At 70.6% G+C, this 15,421-nt stretch carries 16 protein-coding genes; 10 read left to right on the forward strand and 6 right to left on the reverse strand.

Features of this window, described 5'->3' with window-relative positions; all coding sequences use genetic code 11:
- Window positions 1-33: 33 nt before the first annotated feature.
- From ACIPY8_RS06280 to ACIPY8_RS06325, 10 genes are all read left to right on the forward strand, one after another.
- Window positions 34-699 (forward strand): ABC transporter permease, encoded by a 666-nt coding sequence (locus tag ACIPY8_RS06280; protein WP_400816169.1) that lies wholly within the window; start codon window positions 34-36, stop codon window positions 697-699.
- Window positions 692-1,729, forward strand: a complete 1,038-nt coding sequence (locus ACIPY8_RS06285; protein ID WP_400816171.1) for an ABC transporter ATP-binding protein — start codon at window positions 692-694, stop codon at window positions 1,727-1,729. The genes ACIPY8_RS06280 and ACIPY8_RS06285 overlap by 8 nt, the downstream gene beginning before the upstream one ends.
- The gene (locus ACIPY8_RS06290; RefSeq protein WP_400816173.1) at window positions 1,726-2,523 is read left to right on the forward strand and encodes an ABC transporter permease; all 798 of its coding nucleotides are present in this window, start codon (window positions 1,726-1,728) and stop codon (window positions 2,521-2,523) included. The genes ACIPY8_RS06285 and ACIPY8_RS06290 overlap by 4 nt, the downstream gene beginning before the upstream one ends.
- A 70-nt stretch (window positions 2,524-2,593) precedes the next feature.
- A complete protein-coding gene (locus ACIPY8_RS06295; RefSeq protein ID WP_400816175.1) occupies window positions 2,594-3,535 on the forward strand; it encodes a glycine betaine ABC transporter substrate-binding protein in 942 nt (313 codons plus the stop codon).
- Between the two features lie 52 nt (window positions 3,536-3,587).
- Window positions 3,588-4,106, forward strand: coding sequence for a formaldehyde-activating enzyme (fae, locus tag ACIPY8_RS06300; RefSeq protein ID WP_400816177.1), 519 nt, complete (start codon window positions 3,588-3,590; stop codon window positions 4,104-4,106).
- A 23-nt stretch (window positions 4,107-4,129) separates the two neighbouring features.
- Window positions 4,130-5,083 carry an NAD(P)-dependent oxidoreductase gene (locus ACIPY8_RS06305; protein ID WP_400816179.1) on the forward strand — a complete coding sequence of 318 codons (954 nt, stop codon included), beginning with the start codon at window positions 4,130-4,132 and terminating at the stop codon, window positions 5,081-5,083.
- Window positions 5,080-6,564 (forward strand): NAD-dependent succinate-semialdehyde dehydrogenase, encoded by a 1,485-nt coding sequence (locus tag ACIPY8_RS06310; protein WP_400816181.1) that lies wholly within the window; start codon window positions 5,080-5,082, stop codon window positions 6,562-6,564. Before ACIPY8_RS06305 ends, ACIPY8_RS06310 begins: the two co-directional genes overlap by 4 nt.
- Window positions 6,565-6,574: 10 nt before the next feature.
- Entirely contained in the window at window positions 6,575-7,351 is a 777-nt protein-coding gene (locus tag ACIPY8_RS06315) for an SDR family oxidoreductase (RefSeq protein WP_400816183.1), read from the forward strand.
- A gap of 42 nt (window positions 7,352-7,393) precedes the next feature.
- Complete coding sequence (locus tag ACIPY8_RS06320) at window positions 7,394-8,893, forward strand: FAD-binding oxidoreductase (protein WP_400816185.1); 1,500 nt, start codon at window positions 7,394-7,396, stop codon at window positions 8,891-8,893.
- Complete coding sequence (locus ACIPY8_RS06325) at window positions 8,890-10,290, forward strand: FGGY-family carbohydrate kinase (RefSeq protein WP_400816187.1); 1,401 nt, start codon at window positions 8,890-8,892, stop codon at window positions 10,288-10,290. The genes ACIPY8_RS06320 and ACIPY8_RS06325 overlap by 4 nt, the downstream gene beginning before the upstream one ends.
- Before the next feature lie 6 nt (window positions 10,291-10,296).
- Here ACIPY8_RS06325 and ACIPY8_RS06330 read toward each other — a convergent pair whose 3' ends face one another.
- The 6 genes from ACIPY8_RS06330 to ACIPY8_RS06355 form a co-directional block, all read right to left on the reverse strand.
- A complete protein-coding gene (locus ACIPY8_RS06330) occupies window positions 10,297-10,656 on the reverse strand; it encodes a Fe-S protein (protein ID WP_400816189.1) in 360 nt (119 codons plus the stop codon).
- Between the two features lie 167 nt (window positions 10,657-10,823).
- Window positions 10,824-11,300: a 6,7-dimethyl-8-ribityllumazine synthase gene (ribH, locus tag ACIPY8_RS06335; protein ID WP_400816191.1), complete on the reverse strand. Its 477-nt coding sequence runs from the start codon at window positions 11,298-11,300 to the stop codon at window positions 10,824-10,826.
- Window positions 11,297-12,565, reverse strand: coding sequence for a GTP cyclohydrolase II (gene ribA, locus ACIPY8_RS06340; RefSeq protein ID WP_400816193.1), 1,269 nt, complete (start codon window positions 12,563-12,565; stop codon window positions 11,297-11,299). Before ribA ends, ribH begins: the two co-directional genes overlap by 4 nt.
- Window positions 12,562-13,191: a riboflavin synthase gene (locus ACIPY8_RS06345; RefSeq protein ID WP_400816195.1), complete on the reverse strand. Its 630-nt coding sequence runs from the start codon at window positions 13,189-13,191 to the stop codon at window positions 12,562-12,564. The genes ribA and ACIPY8_RS06345 overlap by 4 nt, the downstream gene beginning before the upstream one ends.
- Entirely contained in the window at window positions 13,191-14,243 is a 1,053-nt protein-coding gene (gene ribD, locus ACIPY8_RS06350; protein WP_400816197.1) for a bifunctional diaminohydroxyphosphoribosylaminopyrimidine deaminase/5-amino-6-(5-phosphoribosylamino)uracil reductase RibD, read from the reverse strand. Before ribD ends, ACIPY8_RS06345 begins: the two co-directional genes overlap by 1 nt.
- 279 nt (window positions 14,244-14,522) lie before the next feature.
- Window positions 14,523-15,386, reverse strand: coding sequence for an Fpg/Nei family DNA glycosylase (locus tag ACIPY8_RS06355; RefSeq protein ID WP_400816199.1), 864 nt, complete (start codon window positions 15,384-15,386; stop codon window positions 14,523-14,525).
- Window positions 15,387-15,421 lie beyond the last annotated feature (35 nt).

Below are 15,421 nucleotides of genomic sequence, written 5' to 3' on the forward strand. Positions count from 1 at the left end.
GGTACCGGCCTCAACGACGAGACAGGAGCCCTCTTGACCGGATTCAACTGGGAAGACCTCATGGCCTTCCTCACACGTCGCGCGGACGACGTCCTCGAGCTCACCCGCGATCACCTCGTCGTCGTCCTCGTCTCGGTCGTCCTCGCGGCGATCATCGGCATCGGCCTCGGCATCCTGGTCCGCAACCGCCGCATCGCCCGCACCACCGTGCTCACCGCCGCCGCCGTGGCGATCACGATCCCGTCGCTGGCCCTTCTCGCGCTGCTCAGCCCCGTCCTCGGTCTCGGCTGGCTGCCCACCGTGGTGGCCCTCGTCTTCTACTCGCTGCTGCCGGTCGTGCGGAACACGGTCGTCGGCCTCCGCGAGGTGCCCGTCTCGGTGCTGGAGTCGGCTCGGGGCATGGGTCTCGGCCCCGCTCGCATCCTCTTCACGGTGCAGCTCCCGATCGCGTGGCCGGTCATCATGACCGGCATCCGCGTCGCCGCGCAGCTCACGGTCGGCATCGCGGCGATCGCCGCCTACGTCGCCGGCCCCGGCCTCGGCGAGTACATCTTCAAGGGCCTGAGCTCGCTCGGCTCGAAGAACGCGCTCAACTACGCGCTCACGGGCACCGTCGCCGTGATCATCCTCGCACTCGTCCTCGACGGCATCCTCGTGCTCGTCTCCCGTCTCACCACCTCAAGGGGTCTCCGTGCCTGACATCACCACGAACACCGGCGTTCTCACCTCCCTCGCAGCGCAGCAGGGCGGCGTCGACATCGTCCTCGACCACATCACGAAGCAGTACCCGGGCCAGCAGACGCCCGCCGTCGAGGACTTCTCGATGCGCGTCGAGCCCGGCGAGCTCATCATGTTCGTCGGCCCCAGCGGATGCGGCAAGACCACGACGATGAAGATGATCAACCGCATCATCGAGCCGACATCGGGATCGATCCGCATCAACGGCGACGACGTCCTGTCGCTCGACGGCAACGAGCTGCGTCGCCACATCGGCTACGTCATCCAGCAGATCGGCCTGTTCCCGCACTTCACCATCGCCGAGAACATCGCGGTCGTGCCCAAACTGCTCGGGTGGTCGAAGTCCCGCATCGCCGAGCGCGTCGACGAACTGCTCCGCACCGTGCAGCTCGACCCCGGCACGTTCGCACAGCGCTATCCCCGACAGCTCTCCGGGGGACAGCAGCAGCGTGTCGGGGTGGCCAGGGCGCTCGCCGCCGACCCGCCCGTCATGCTCATGGACGAGCCCTTCGGCGCGACCGACCCGATCACGCGTGAGAAGCTGCAGGCCGAGTTCCTGCGCCTGCAGGCCGACATCGGCAAGACCATCATCTTCGTGACGCACGACTTCGAAGAGGCCATCCGCATGGGCGACCGCATCGCGGTGCTGAGCGACCGCAGCCAGATCGAGCAGTTCGACACCCCGGCGCGCATCCTCGCAGAACCCGCGAACGACTACGTGCGCTCGTTCATCGGCGAGGGCGCCGCGCTCAAGCGGCTCGCGCTGATTCCCGTGACTGAGGCCCGCATCGGATCCGCCGATGCCGCAGCCCCCGGCGCCACGGTCGACGAGCACGCCTCGCTGCGCGAAGCACTCGACACCCTCGTGCTGACCGGCGCCCCGCGCGTCAACGTCACGCGGGCCGGCGCCGTGGTCGGCTCGATCGACCAGGCGGCCATCTCGGCGGCGCTGGGCACCGAGGGCCCCGCGCGCCGCGTCGAGGAGGCGTGACCGTGACCGGCCCTCAGGTCGTGCCGTCGGCGACCACGATGCTGCGGACGCAGACCGCTCCCCGACGCGGCATGCCCGTGCTGCTGCGTCGCCTCATGCCGCTCATCGTCGTGGCGGTCGTGCTGGTGCTCACCTACGTGTGGGTGTCGAGCCTCGAGCTCGACTCGATCGAGCAGCGCACGCTGAACGCCGACTACATCACCGCCCGCATCGGCGAGCACCTCGTGCTGTCGATCATCGCCTCGGTGCTGGTGGCGGTGCTGGCGATCCCCGCCGGCATCGCGGTGAGCCGCTCGCGCTCGAAGGTGTTCCGCGGCGTCGTGATCGGCATCGCGAACATCGGTCAGGCGACACCCGCGATCGGCGTCGTGATCCTGCTCGCGATCGTGTGGCAGACCGGCTTCACCACCGCGCTGCTCGCCCTCGTGATCTACTCCTTCCTCCCCGTGCTGCAGAACACGATCGCCGGCCTCGCGCAGGTCGACGCCAGCATCCGCGAATCCGCGCGAGGCATGGGCATGACCCCGTCGCAGGTGCTGCGGCGGGTCGAGCTGCCGCTCGCCTCGCCCGTGATCCTCGCGGGGCTCCGCACCGCGCTCGTCTTCGCGGTCGGCGTGGCCACCGTCGCGACGTTCATCAACGCCGGCGGTCTCGGCGACATGATCATCAACGGCCTCAAACTGCAGCGCTATCCCGTGCTCGTCGTCGGAGCGGTCCTCGTCGCCTCGATCGCCGTGCTCATCGACTGGGCCGCCGGTGTCGTCGAGGACATCGTGCGCCCCAAGGGCCTCTAGCGCACTCACCGCATCCGCACCGCATCCACACCCGCACACGCACCGCATCCCTTCCCGAAAGGAACCTGCAATGAACACACGCACCATCGCCACCGCTTCGTTCGCCGCCGTCGCCGCCGGCGCGCTGCTCCTCACCGGCTGCTCCTCCGGCTCCGGCGGGGGAGCGGGCGCCCAGGGCGACGAGCTCGCCGGCCTCAGCGGTGAGATCGGCTCGAAGGACTTCTCGGAGCAGTACATCCTCGCCTACATGACCGCCGAGCTGCTCAACGCGCACGGCGCCGACGTCGAGGCGAACACGAAGCTCGTCGGCTCGGCCAACGTGCGTCAGGCGCTCGAGAACGACCAGTTCCTCGGCTACTGGGAGTACACCGGCACCTCGTGGATCACCTACAACGGCAACACGACGCCGGTGAAGGGCGCCGAGGCGCAGTTCGACGCCGTCAAGGAGGCGGATGCCGCGAACGACATCGCCTGGCTCGACCCCGCGCCCTTCAACAACACCTACGCGTTCGCGGTCCGCAAGAGCGAGGCAGACGAGCTGGGCGTCAAGACGCTGAGCGACGTCGCCGGCCTGCCCAGCGCCGACCAGACGTTCTGCATCGAGAGCGAGTTCTCGACGCGCGACGACGGATGGCCCGGACTCAAGGCGGCCTACGGCTTCGACGCCCCGGACTCGAACGTCACGATGCTCGACACCGGCGTCATCTACACGGCGACCCAGAAGGGCGACGACTGCAACTTCGGCGAGGTCTTCCAGACCGACGGCCGGATCCCCGCGCTCGACCTCGTGGTGATGGAGGACGACCAGGAGTTCTTCCCGAGCTACCAGGGCGGCTTCACGCTCAAGCAGAGCACGCTCGACGAGTACCCGGCGATCGCCGACGTGCTGGCCGAGCTGAGCCCGCTGCTGACCACCGAGGTCATGCAGGAGCTCAACGCCAAGGCCGACGTCGACGGCGAGGACCCCGAGGACATCGCGATCGACTGGCTCGAGGAGCAGGGACTCATCTGATGACCTCGAACTCTCATCTCACGGTGCAGACTTCGCGAACGGAGAACGACCGATGACCTCGACCCTCCAGCTCGGCGAGAGCTTCGCCGGCGACGGCGTCAACGCGGCGCACATCAACACCGTGCTCGGCCACCGCGAGGGTCCGGCGGGGACGGCGTGGGCCACGGCCCTCGCCGGCCCCAGCCAGGGGCACGTGCCGTTCGTGGCGGTGCTCCGGCCGTCGCTCCCGGTCAAGCCGCTCACGCTGTTCGTCACGAAGGCCGCTCCGGCGGACGACGAGCACGGCCTTCTCATCTGGGGTCCCGCCCAGGCGGGCGTCGCCGCGGGCGTCGCCGACGCCGTGGCCGACGGTGTGATCCCGCGCGAGGCCGCCGACACGCACGCCCTCATCGCCGCCGTGTGGGTCAACCCCGCGGCCGACGACGCCGACACCGTGTACCGCAACAACCGCGAGGCCACCCGCACGGCTCTCGCGAACGGCGCGGCCGCGCTGCCAGACCTCGACGAGGTCCTCGAGGCACGGCACGCCCCGCACAACCCCTTCTACGCCCCCTCCACCGCATCCGCCTGATCTCCGAAGGACACGCACCGCCGATGAGCTCTCCCACCCCCGTCCTCGACCCCGCGCCGGTCGGCACCCGACCCACCGTCGGGTTCATCGGACTCGGCAACATGGGGTCAGGCATGACCCGCAACCTGCAGGCCGCCGGCTTCCCGCTGGTCGTGACCGACCTGCGCCGTGAGTCAGCCGCCGATCTGATCGCGGGCGGCGCCCTCTGGGCCGAGACGCCGCGCGAGGTCGCCGCCGCCAGCGATCTCGTCATCACGATGCTGCCGACGCCCCAGCACGTCGAAGCCGTGGCCTCCGGGCAGGACGGTCTCGTCGCGGGACTTCCCGACGGCGGCACCTGGATCGACATGTCGACCTCCGTGCCGAGGGTGCTCGACGGCGTGCGCGCCGCGACAGCCGGCCGCGGGCTGCACCTGCTCGACGCTCCCGTGAGCGGGATGTCGGTCGGTGCCGCGAACGGGATGCTCCAGATCTTCGTGGGCGGCGACGCCGACGATGTGGAGCGCCTGCGCCCCGTCTTCGAGGCGATGGGAGACCCGGAGCGGATCCTGCACGTCGGCGGACACGGCGCCGGCTATGCCGTGAAGCTCATGATCAACCAACTGTGGTTCTCGCATCTGGTCGCGACGGCCGAGGTGCTGTCGGTCGGCGTGGCCGCCGGCGTCGACCTCGGCGTGCTGCGCGATGCGCTCATCGCGAGCCCCGCGAACAGCACCTTCGTCTCGCGCGACGTGCTTTCGATCCTCGACCACGGCGACTACGACGAGGGCTTCGCGATCGCGCTGGCCTGCAAGGACCTCGGCCTGTCCGTCGATCTCGCGCGCTCGGTGGGGATGCCGGTCGAGCTGTCGTCCCTCGTCGAGCAGATCTTCCGTCGCGCCCGCGCGAGCTACGGCGACCGCGCCGGGGAGATGACGCCGGTCCGGCTGTACGAGGACCTGCTCGGCCGCGACCTCCGTCGGGAGGTGCCCGCATGACCGCGGCACGCGAGACCGAGGTGATCGCCTCCGTCCCCACCGGTCTGCTGATCGGCGGGGAGTGGCGCCCGGCGAGCTCCGGGCGGACCTTCGAGGTGCACGACCCGTCGACCGGCGAGGTGCTCGCCCACGTGGCGGACGCGACGCCGGAGGACGGCATGGCCGCGCTCGACGCCGCCGCCGCAGCCCAGTCCGCCTGGGCCGCCACCGCCCCGCGCGAGCGCGGCGAGATCCTCCGCCGGGCGTTCGAGCTCGTCACCGCCCGCGCCGAGGACTTCGCGCTCGTCATGACGCTCGAGATGGGCAAGCCGCTCGCCGAGTCGCGTGCCGAGGTCGCGTACGGCGCCGAGTTCCTGCGCTGGTTCTCGGAGGAGGCGCCGCGCATCTCGGGGCGCTACGCGACCGCGCCGGACGGCAAGAACCGCCTGCTCGTCGCGAAGCGACCGGTCGGCCCCAGCCTGCTCATCACGCCGTGGAACTTCCCGCTCGCGATGGCGACGCGCAAGATCGCCCCGGCGCTCGCCGCCGGGTGCACCTCGGTGCTCAAGCCCGCCGCGCTCACGCCGCTGACGGCGCTCCTGTTCGCCGAGGTGCTCCGCGAGGCCGGCGTGCCCGACGGCGTCGTGAACGTCATCCCCACGAGCCGTGCCGGTGCGGTGACGGGTCCGCTCATCGCCGACCCGCGTCTGCGCAAACTGTCGTTCACGGGCTCGACCGAAGTGGGCCGCCGCCTCATCGCGGACGCGGCGCATCAAGTGCTCCGGGTCTCGATGGAGCTCGGCGGCAACGCCCCGTTCCTCGTGTTCGAGGACGCCGACGTCGACGCCGCGGTCGAGGGCGCCCTGCTCGCGAAGCTCCGCAACGGCGGCGAGGCCTGCGTCGCGGCGAACCGCTTCCTCGTGCACGAGAGCGTGGCCGAGGAGTTCACCTCGCGCCTCGTCGACCGCATGGCGGGATACGTCAACGCCCGAGGCACGGAGCCCGAATCCACGCTCGGCCCACTCGTCGACGAGTCGACCAGGAGCAAGGTCGCCGACCTCGTGTCCGGTGCCCTCGAAGACGGGGCACGAGTGGCCCTCGGCGGCAGCATCCCGCAGGGGCGCGGGTACTTCTACCCGGCGACCGTGCTCGTGGACGTGCCGCAGGACGCCCGCATCCTGCAGGAGGAGATCTTCGGCCCGGTCGCGCCCATCACCGTGTTCCGCGACGAGGACGAGGCCGTGCGCCTGGCGAACGCCAGCGAGTACGGACTGGTGTGCTTCGCGTACACCCGCGACCTGAACCGCGCGCTGCGTCTCGCCGAGCGCCTCGAGACGGGCATGTTCGGCCTCAACACGGGACTCGTCTCGAACCCGGCCGCCCCGTTCGGCGGCGTCAAGCAGTCCGGTATCGGTCGCGAGGGCGGCTTCGAGGGCATCGACGAGTACCTCGAGACGACCTACATCGGCATCGCCGACCCGTTCGCCGACACCCACTCCTGAAGGATCATCCGTGCACATCACCGATTTCTCCCTCGACCACTTCTCCCTGCGGGGCAAGCGGGCCATCGTCACGGGAGGGAACACCGGCCTCGGCCAGGCGTTCACGCTCGCGCTCGCCAAGGCGGGGGCGGACGTTTTCGTCCCGACGCTGTTCGACGACGCGGGCGAGACCGCCGCGCTGCTCGCCGAGGCGGGCGTCGGCTACCGCGAGCTGCGGATCGACATCACCGCCGAGGGCGCGCCGGCCCGGGTCGTCGACGCGTGCGTCGAGGCGTTCGGGGGCGTCGACGTGCTCGTCAACTCGGCCGGCATCAGCCGCATCGCCGACGTGACCGAGTTCGGGCGCGCGCAGTGGGATCCGATGGTCGCGGTCAACCTCACGGCCGCGTTCGAGATGTCGCACGAGACGGCGAAGCGGATGATCCCGCAGGGCTCGGGCAAGATCATCAACATCGCCTCGCTGTTCTCGTTCCTCGGCGGGCTGGGGTCGCCCGCGTATGCGGCGACCAAGCACGGGATCGCCGGACTCACCAAGGCGTACGCCGACGAGCTCGGCGGCCACGGCATCCAGGTCAACGCGATCGCCCCCGGATACTTCGCGACCCCGATCACGTCCGAGACGCGCGCCGACGCGGAGGCGAACCGTCGCATCGTCGACCACACCCCGGCGGGGCGGTGGGGAGACGTCGCCGACCTCATGGGCGCGACCGTCTTCCTCGCGAGCCCCGCCTCCGACTTCGTCAACGGGCACGTGCTGTCCGTCGACGGCGGCTACCTGGTGCGCTGACCTCGGCGCACCGACACCCTCAACGAACAGGACATCTTTCCCATGGTCACTTCACGATCCGCTCTCTCACGCGAGGAGATCGTCACCCGGCTGCAGGAGATCCTCGGCGCCGACCAGGTCGAGACCGAGGCGCAGGCGCTGCGCGAGGCGAGCGTCGACCGCTTCAAGAAGTACACCTCGGTGCACGGCATCTACGACGGTCCGATCCCCGCGGCGATCGCCTACGCGCACTCGACGGCCGACGTCTCGGCGATCCTCGCCTTCGCCGACGAGAACCTGATCAACGTCGTGCCCCGCACCGGACGCACCGCCACCGAGGGCGGCCTCGAGACGATCGTCGACGACTCGATCGTGCTCGACGGCTCGCGCATGGACGCGATCCTCGAGATCGACCCCGTCGACATGATGGTGACGGCGCAGTGCGGCGTGCCCCTGCAGGTGCTCGAGGACACGCTGCGGGCACAGGGGCTGACGACCGGCCACTCGCCCCAGTCGAAGCCGCTCGCGCAGATGGGCGGACTCGTCGCGACCCGCTCGATCGGACAGTTCTCGACCCTGTACGGCGGCATCGAGGACATGGTGATCGGGCTCGAGGCCGTGCTGCCCGACGGGGAGATCGTGCGCATCAAGAACGTGCCGCGTCGTGCGGCCGGTCCCGACATCCGCCACATCCTGATCGGCAACGAGGGGGCGCTCGCGGTCATCACCGAGGTCACCGTCAAGGTGTTCACCTACCAGCCCCAGAACAACCGCTTCCTCGGGTACCTCGTCGACTCGCTTCCGGCGGGGGTCGCGGGGCTCCGTGACATCATCGTCGCGGGCTACCGCCCGTCCGTCGCCCGCGCCTATTCGGAGGAGGATGCCGCGCAGCACTTCTCGCACTTCGCCGACGGCAAGGCGGTCGTCGTGGTCGTAGCGGAGGGGCCGAAGGGCGTGGCCGACGCCACCGCTGCCGGCGTCGAGGAGATCTTCGCCGACATCCCGCACGAGAAGGTCGACCCCGCTCTGATCGAGAACTGGTTCGACAACCTCAACTGGGGTCAGGACAAGATCGACGCCGAGAAGCGCGAGATGCTCGAGAAGGCACGTCTCGGCTACACGACCGAGGTGTCGATCGACTGGTCGGGCGTCGAGGAGCTGTTCGAGTCGGTCATGCATCGGGCGCGCACGGAGTTCCCGCGGGCGGCGGACCTCAGGATGCTCGGGGCTCACTCCTCGCACAGCTATCAGACCGGCACCAACCTCTACTTCGTATACGACTACGACATCACGTGCGAGCCGCGCGAGGAGATCACGGAGTACCACGAGCCGCTCAACGCGATCGTGGTCGAAGAGGCGCTGCGCCTCGGCGGCTCGATGGTCCACCACCACGGCATCGGCAAGTACCGCACCCCGTGGACGCACGAGGAGCACGGCAGCGCCTACCGCCTGCTGCGCATCCTCAAGGACGGCCTCGACCCGCACGGTGTCATGAATCGCGGCACGATCTACCCGCTCGACGAGGTGGCGGCCGGCGCGGCCGGAACGGCGACGACGGCGTGAGTGCACCGGCGGCGGGATACGTCGTCGCGATCGACAACGGCTCGCAGAGCACGAAGGTCCTGATCGTCGACGGTGACGGGACCGTGCATGCGAGCGCCCGTGTCGCGCTGCGCCCGTACTCGTCGCCGGCGCCCGGCCGGTGGGAGCACCCGGACGACGACCTCTGGGACTCGATCGTCGCCGCGACGCGCGCAGCGATGGCGGACTTCGCCGGCGATCCGGCCGAGATCCGCGGCATCGGACTGTGCACGATCCGCTTCTGCCGAGCCGTGCTGCGCGCCGACGGCTCGCTCGCCCAGCCGGTCATGAGCTGGATGGACGAGCGACTGCCGCGGGCCTACGAGCGCGAGAGCGACGACGCCGTGTACGTCACGACCTCGTCCGGCTACCTCGGGCACCGGCTGACCGGAGCGCGGAAGGACGCGGCGGGGAACGTGCAGGGCACCTGGCCGATCGACACGGCGCGGTGGACGTGGAGCACGGATGCCGCGGAGTATGCCCGCACCGGCATGGACCCCGGGATGCTGTTCGAGCTCGTCGCACCGGGCGAACCGCTCGGCGCCCTCTCGGCCGAGGTCGCGGCACTGCTCGGCCTCCCCGCCGGCATCCCCGTGATCGCGACGTCGAACGACAAGGCCGTCGAGGCTCTGGGCGCCGGACTGCGCGGCGAGGGGGAGGGGCTGCTGTCGCTCGGGACCTACGTCGCCACGATGACCCCGGGGGATCGGCCGCTCCGGCCGCACCCCGACGTCTGGACGAACTTCTCGTCGGAGCCCGGCGGCTACCTGTACGAGAGCTCGGGCGTGCGGCGCGGCATGTGGACCGTGAGCTGGTTCCGCGACCTCGTGTCCGGGGCGGCCGGAGGCGTGTCGGAGGACGAGCTCAACCGCGGTGCGGAGGACGTCCCCGTCGGCGCCGGGGGGCTGGTGGCTGCGCTGGACTGGCTCGCACCGACCGACGAGCCGTGGCGTCGCGGCGCGCTGGTGGGTTTCGACGGGACGCAGGGACGGTTCCATGTGTACCGCGCGATCCTCGAGGCGCTGGCGCTCGAGACCGAAGCGGGGGATGCGCGGGCGCGTCGTGTTCTCGGCCGTGAGCGTCGGAGCCTGGTCGTGACCGGTGGCGGGAGCGGATCGACGCTCATGCTGCGCATCCTCGCGGCGGTCTACGACGTCCCGGTGCACACGCCGCAGGTGCACGACGCAGCCGGCATGGGGGCGGCGATCTGCGCCGCAGTGGGCACCGGCATCCATGCGTCCTGGGAGGACGCGGTGGATGCGATGGTGCGGATAGGCGTCGAGGTGCAGCCCGATCCCGCCCTCGTCAGCGCGTACGCCGCGGTACGGGAGACCTACGAGCGCGTCATCCCGCGCGTGCGCACGCTCTTCAAGGACTGAGTCGGGTCAGCGCCAGATCACGGCGATGGCCGCGTTCGCCGCCGTGAGGATGCCGACGAGCCAGAACATGGCGACGGGGACGCCGGCGCCGCGCTTCTGCCGCGCCGTCCCGATGCCGAGCAGCGCGCCGATCACGAGCAGCACGACGAGCTTCACGCCGATCTTCACGTAGTTCGGCTCGGCGCCCGCGGGCAGGCCCCACGGCGCCGCGAGGGCGAGACCCGCGATCGCGGCGATCGTCATGCCGATGCTCATCAGCCGCGTGAACTCGCGCTTGCCGCCGAACGCCTGCACCGCCCACGCCCCGAAGAGCACGGCGAAGCCGATGAGGTGGACGAAGAGCACGATGTGGCGCAGGGTCTCCATGCCCCTCACCGTATGATCCGCAGACGCTGAGGCGCCACCAAGGGCAGGCTCGCCTCACCGGAATATCGGCGGCGCGTGGGCCGTCTGCAGGACCGCGGCACGCGTGCAGGATCTATACGCCGCTGCTGGTCCTGCAGCCGTGCGCGGATCCTGCGGATGCGCCGTCCTCAGCCGCGCAGATCCTTGACCACGAGCGCCGTGCGCAGCGCCGCGTCCGCCGCCTCCGCGCCCTTGTCCTCGTGCGAGCCCTCGAGCCCTGCGCGGTCGAGTCCCTGCTTCTCGTCGTCGAGCGTCAGCACGCCGAAGCCGACCGGCTTGCCGGCGTCGAGCGACACGCGGGTGAGTCCGTCGGTCGTCGCGGCCGAGACGTACTCGAAGTGCGGGGTACCCCCGCGGATGATGACGCCGAGCGCGACGACCGCGTCGGCACCGCCCGCGAAGGCCGCCTGCGCCGCCACCGCGAGCTCGAACGACCCGGGCACCCGCACGACGCGGTAGGCGGCGCCGGATGCGTCGAGCACGCGCTGCGCGCCGGCGATCAGTCCGTTCGTGATGACGTCGTGCCACGTGCCGGCGATCACCACGACGTCGAGTCCGGTGCCGTCGATCTTCTCCGTGCGGGGTGCTGCTCCTGCGCCGCTCATGCGTCGTCCTTCTTTCCTTCGGCGAGAGCCTCGGCGAGCTCCGCCTCACCGATGATGTGACCCATCCGGTCACGCTTGGTCTCGAGGTACTGGTGGTTGTTGGGTCCGACGCCCACGATCAGCGGGACCTGCTCGATCACGTCGAGGCCGAGCGCACGCAGCTGGTTCACCTTGTCGGTGTTGTTGGTGAGCAGACGGACCTTCGCGATCCCCAGGTCGGCGAGGATGCCGGCCGCGGCGGCGTAGTCCCGGGCGTCGGCGGGGAGGCCGAGCGCGAGGTTCGCGTCGACGGTGTCGAGCCCTTCTTCCTGCAGGCTGTAGGCGCGGAGCTTGTTGATGAGGCCGATGCCCCGACCTTCGTGGCCGCGCATGTAGATCACGACGCCGCCCTCCTGTTCGATCGCGTCGAGCGCGGCGTCCAGCTGCGGGCCGCACTCGCACTTGAGCGACCCGAAGGCCTCGCCGGTCAGGCACTCGGAATGCACGCGCACCAGCGCCGTCTCGGCCGGTTCGCCCGACACGACGGCGATGTGGTCGGTGCCCGTCACCCGGTCCTTGTAGGCGAGGAACCGGAACGAGCCGTGGGTGGTCGGCACCGTCGCGTCGGCGCGCAGGCTCACGCGACGACTGGCGCTGCCCGGCGTCGCGCCCGCAGGATCGATCTCGTTGAGGTGCGCGATGAGCTGCTCGATCGTGATGACCGGCACGCCGTCTCTCGCGCCGAGCTCGATGAGTCCGGGCAGGCGCATCATGCTCCCGTCCTCCGCGACGACCTCGGCGATCGCGCCGACCGGCCGGAGACCCGCGAGCTTCATGAGCTCGACAGCGGCCTCGGTGTGGCCGCTGCGTTCGCGCACGCCCCCGTCCACCGCGCGCAACGGGAGGACGTGCCCTGGCCGGATGATGCTCGTGGCGGTCGAATCCGGGTTCGCGAGGACGTTGAGGGTGTGCGCGCGGTCGTGCGCGCTGATGCCCGTCGTGACGCCCTCGGCGGCATCCACGCTCACGGTGTACGCGGTCGAGCGAGCGTCCTCGCTGGCCGCGACCATGGGCGGCAGGTTGAGCGAGTCCGCGAGGTCGGCGGGCATCGGCGCGCAGATGAAACCCGACGACCAGCGCACGGTCCACGCCACCCACTCCGGGGTCGCGAGCTCGGCCGAGAGCACGACGTCGCCCTCGTTCTCGCGGTTCTCGTCGTCCGCGACGAGCACGGGCCGTCCGGCGCGCAGCGCCTCGATCGCCTCGGTGATGGTGGACAGGCTCATCGCGAGCCTCCTTCCGGTGCTGCCCGGAACGCGAGCAGCCGCTCGACGTGGCGGGCGAGGATGTCGGTCTCGAGGTTGACGCGGTCGCCGACCGCGCGCTTGCCGAGGGTGGTCGCGGCGAGCGTCTCGGGGATGAGCGACACCTCGAGCCAGTGTCGATCGACGTCGGCGGGGCTCACGGCGCTCACGGTGAGCGAGGTCCCGTCGATGGAGATCGAGCCCTTGTCGACCACGAGCGGTGCGAGGTCGTGCGGGATCTCGACGCGCAGCACGCTCCACTCCGCGCCGGGGCGGACCTCGATCACAGCGCCGACCCCGTCGACGTGGCCCTGCACGATGTGTCCGCCGAGCCGCGCGCCCACGGGCATCGCCTTCTCGATGTTCACGCGGGTGCCGACGGTCGCGCCGCCGAGGGCTGAGACGTCGAGGGTCTGCTTCATGACGTCTGCGTCGAAGGTGTCGGGGGTGGAGCCGACCACGGTGAGGCACACGCCGGAGACGGCGATCGACTCGCCGTGCACGGCATCCGCCGCCGCCTTCGGCGCGCGCACCGTGAGACGCCAGCCGTCGCCCGAGGGTTCGACTCGGGTGATCTCGCCGATCTCCTCGATGATTCCGGTGAACATCAGTGGTTTCCTTCTTCCTGCGAGGTCACGGCCTCTTGAACAGCCAGGGGATGCGCGATCGCGAGCAGGTCGGCGCCGAGCGGCACCCACTCGTCGATCGTGAGGCGTCGGGCGTCCTCGATCGAGGGGACTCCGATGTCGGTGAGCGCGAGACGCGGACCGCCCAGCAGCACGGGAGCGACGTACGCGAGCACCCGGTCGACGAGACCCTCGGCGAGGAACGCGCTCGCGAGCGTGGGACCGCCCTCGACGAACACGCTCTGGACGCCGCGCTCCCGCAGATCCGCGAGCACGGCGTGCAGATCGCGGGTGTCATAAGCGAGGGGAGCGTGCGGGTGCTTCCGCACAGCCGCATCGGCAGGGACGGGCCGGGATCCGATCACGACCGGTATCGGCTGCGCGGGATAGAGCCGGTCGCCGTCGCGGGCGGTCAGGGAGGGGTCGTCGGAGAGCAGCGTCCCGGTGCCGACGACGATCGCGTCGGCCTCGGATCGGCGGCGGTGCACATCGGCTCGTGCGTCGGGTCCCGTGATCCATTGGCTGGATCCGTCGGATGCCGCGGCGCGGCCGTCGAGGCTCTGCGCCCACTTTACGGTGACGTGCGGGCGACCGAGGCGCTGCGTCGTGAGCCAGCCGTCGATCACCCGATGCGCGGCGCCGGCCTGCTCGCCGGCCTCGACGCTCACGCCCGCGGCGCGGAGACGCTCGGCTCCACCGCCCTCGACGGCGCCCGGATCGTCGAGGGCGTAGACGACGCGGGCGACGCCGGCCTCGATCAGCGCGACGGCGCACGGACCCGTACGTCCGGTGTGGTTGCAGGGCTCGAGCGTGACGACGGCGGTCGCCCCGCGGGCCGCGCCGGGGGCGAGCTTCGCGAGCGCGTCGACCTCGGCGTGCGGGGTTCCGGCGCCGTGATGCCAGCCCTCCGCCAGGACGTCGCCGTCGGGGGAGAGGATGACCGCGCCGACCTGCGGGTTGATCCCGCGCGGGCCGAGGGTCGCGAGTTCGAGCGCCCGGGTCATCGCCCGGCGTTCCGCCTCGTTCACTGCCATCCGTGGTCCTCTCTGGACTCCAGGGGTCGCAGGGGAGGAGAGGGCGGAACGCGCATGCGGCGGCCCACCGTGCTGCCTCCCTTCCGGACTAGCGAGGCTGAACCTCGCATCACCGTCGGTCCCGGATTTCCACCGGATCGGCATCTCGACGAATCGAGACGCTCGCGGACTGTCACCGCCGGTTCGGATTCCCACCGACCCCGGAGCACGTTGATGCTCTGAGTGTACTCAACGCACCTGGACACGTTTCATTCCGCGTAATACACCTCGAGGTCGACGTCATTTCAGCAGGCGGGAGAGCCGTCGATCCGCGAGGATCTTGCCGCCGGTCTGGCACGTCGGGCAGTACTCGAGCGACCGGTCGGCGAAGAACACGCTGCGCACGGTGTCGCCGCACACCGGGCAGGTCTCGCCGCGGCGCGCGTGCACCTGCATCCCGCGCCTCTTGGCGTCTTTGAGGTCGGCCGGCGGCTTGCCCGAGGCCTCTGTGATCGCCTCGGCGAGGGTGGCCTGCATCGCGGCGTAGAGGCGGTCGATCTCGTCGGAGTCGAGCGTGCCGGCGATCGCGTACGGCGACATCTTCGCGGCGTGCAGGATCTCGTCGGAGTACGCGTTCCCGATGCCCGCGATCACACCCTGGTCGCGCAGGAGCCCTTTGATCTGCATCCGCCGCCCGTCGAGGACGGCGCCGAACGCCTCGCGGGTGAACTCCTCGTCGAGCGGGTCGGGGCCGAGCCGGGCGATGCCGGGGACGTCATCGGGGTCGCGCACGACGTACACCGCGAGCGACTTCTTCGTGCCGGCCTCGGTCAGGTCGAAGCCGCTGTCGTCATCGAAGGCCACGCGGAGGGCGATGGGCGACTTGCCCGGTTTGATCAGCGTGGTCGGCAGGAGTTCGTACCAGCGCAGCCACCCGGCCTTCGCGAGGTGGAACACCAGGTGCAGATCGTCTCCCGCCGACAGCACGACGAACTTGCCCCGTCGTGAGGCCGCCGTGATCGCGGCGCCGTGCAACGCGGTGTTCGGCGGGTCGTACGTCTTCAGAGCGGCGATCGCGCCGACGCTCGTGCGCGTGATCGTGCGTCCCACCACGCGGTCGGCGAGGAACGTCGTCAGGCCTTGGACCTCCGGCATCTCCGGCATGCGCCCATCCTGCCATCGAGGTCGGACACGGGGCC

Source organism: Microbacterium sp. NPDC089696 (genome assembly GCF_044749125.1).
Classification (GTDB): domain Bacteria; phylum Actinomycetota; class Actinomycetes; order Actinomycetales; family Microbacteriaceae; genus Microbacterium.

Bases quoted from the DNA above. Each gene is read 5' to 3' on its own strand.
- ACIPY8_RS06295 (WP_400816175.1), top strand. From the start codon at position 2,594: ATGAACACACGCACCATCGCCACCGCTTCGTTCGCCGCCGTCGCCGCC.
- fae (WP_400816177.1), top strand. From the start codon at position 3,588: ATGACCTCGACCCTCCAGCTCGGCGAGAGCTTCGCCGGCGACGGCGTC.
- ACIPY8_RS06305 (WP_400816179.1), top strand. From the start codon at position 4,130: ATGAGCTCTCCCACCCCCGTCCTCGACCCCGCGCCGGTCGGCACCCGA.
- ACIPY8_RS06310 (WP_400816181.1), top strand. From the start codon at position 5,080: ATGACCGCGGCACGCGAGACCGAGGTGATCGCCTCCGTCCCCACCGGT.
- ACIPY8_RS06320 (WP_400816185.1), top strand. From the start codon at position 7,394: ATGGTCACTTCACGATCCGCTCTCTCACGCGAGGAGATCGTCACCCGG.
- ACIPY8_RS06330 (WP_400816189.1), bottom strand. From the start codon at position 10,656: ATGGAGACCCTGCGCCACATCGTGCTCTTCGTCCACCTCATCGGCTTC.
- ribH (WP_400816191.1), bottom strand. From the start codon at position 11,300: ATGAGCGGCGCAGGAGCAGCACCCCGCACGGAGAAGATCGACGGCACC.
- ribA (WP_400816193.1), bottom strand. From the start codon at position 12,565: ATGAGCCTGTCCACCATCACCGAGGCGATCGAGGCGCTGCGCGCCGGA.
- ACIPY8_RS06345 (WP_400816195.1), bottom strand. From the start codon at position 13,191: ATGTTCACCGGAATCATCGAGGAGATCGGCGAGATCACCCGAGTCGAA.
- ribD (WP_400816197.1), bottom strand. From the start codon at position 14,243: ATGGCAGTGAACGAGGCGGAACGCCGGGCGATGACCCGGGCGCTCGAA.
- ACIPY8_RS06355 (WP_400816199.1), bottom strand. From the start codon at position 15,386: ATGCCGGAGATGCCGGAGGTCCAAGGCCTGACGACGTTCCTCGCCGAC.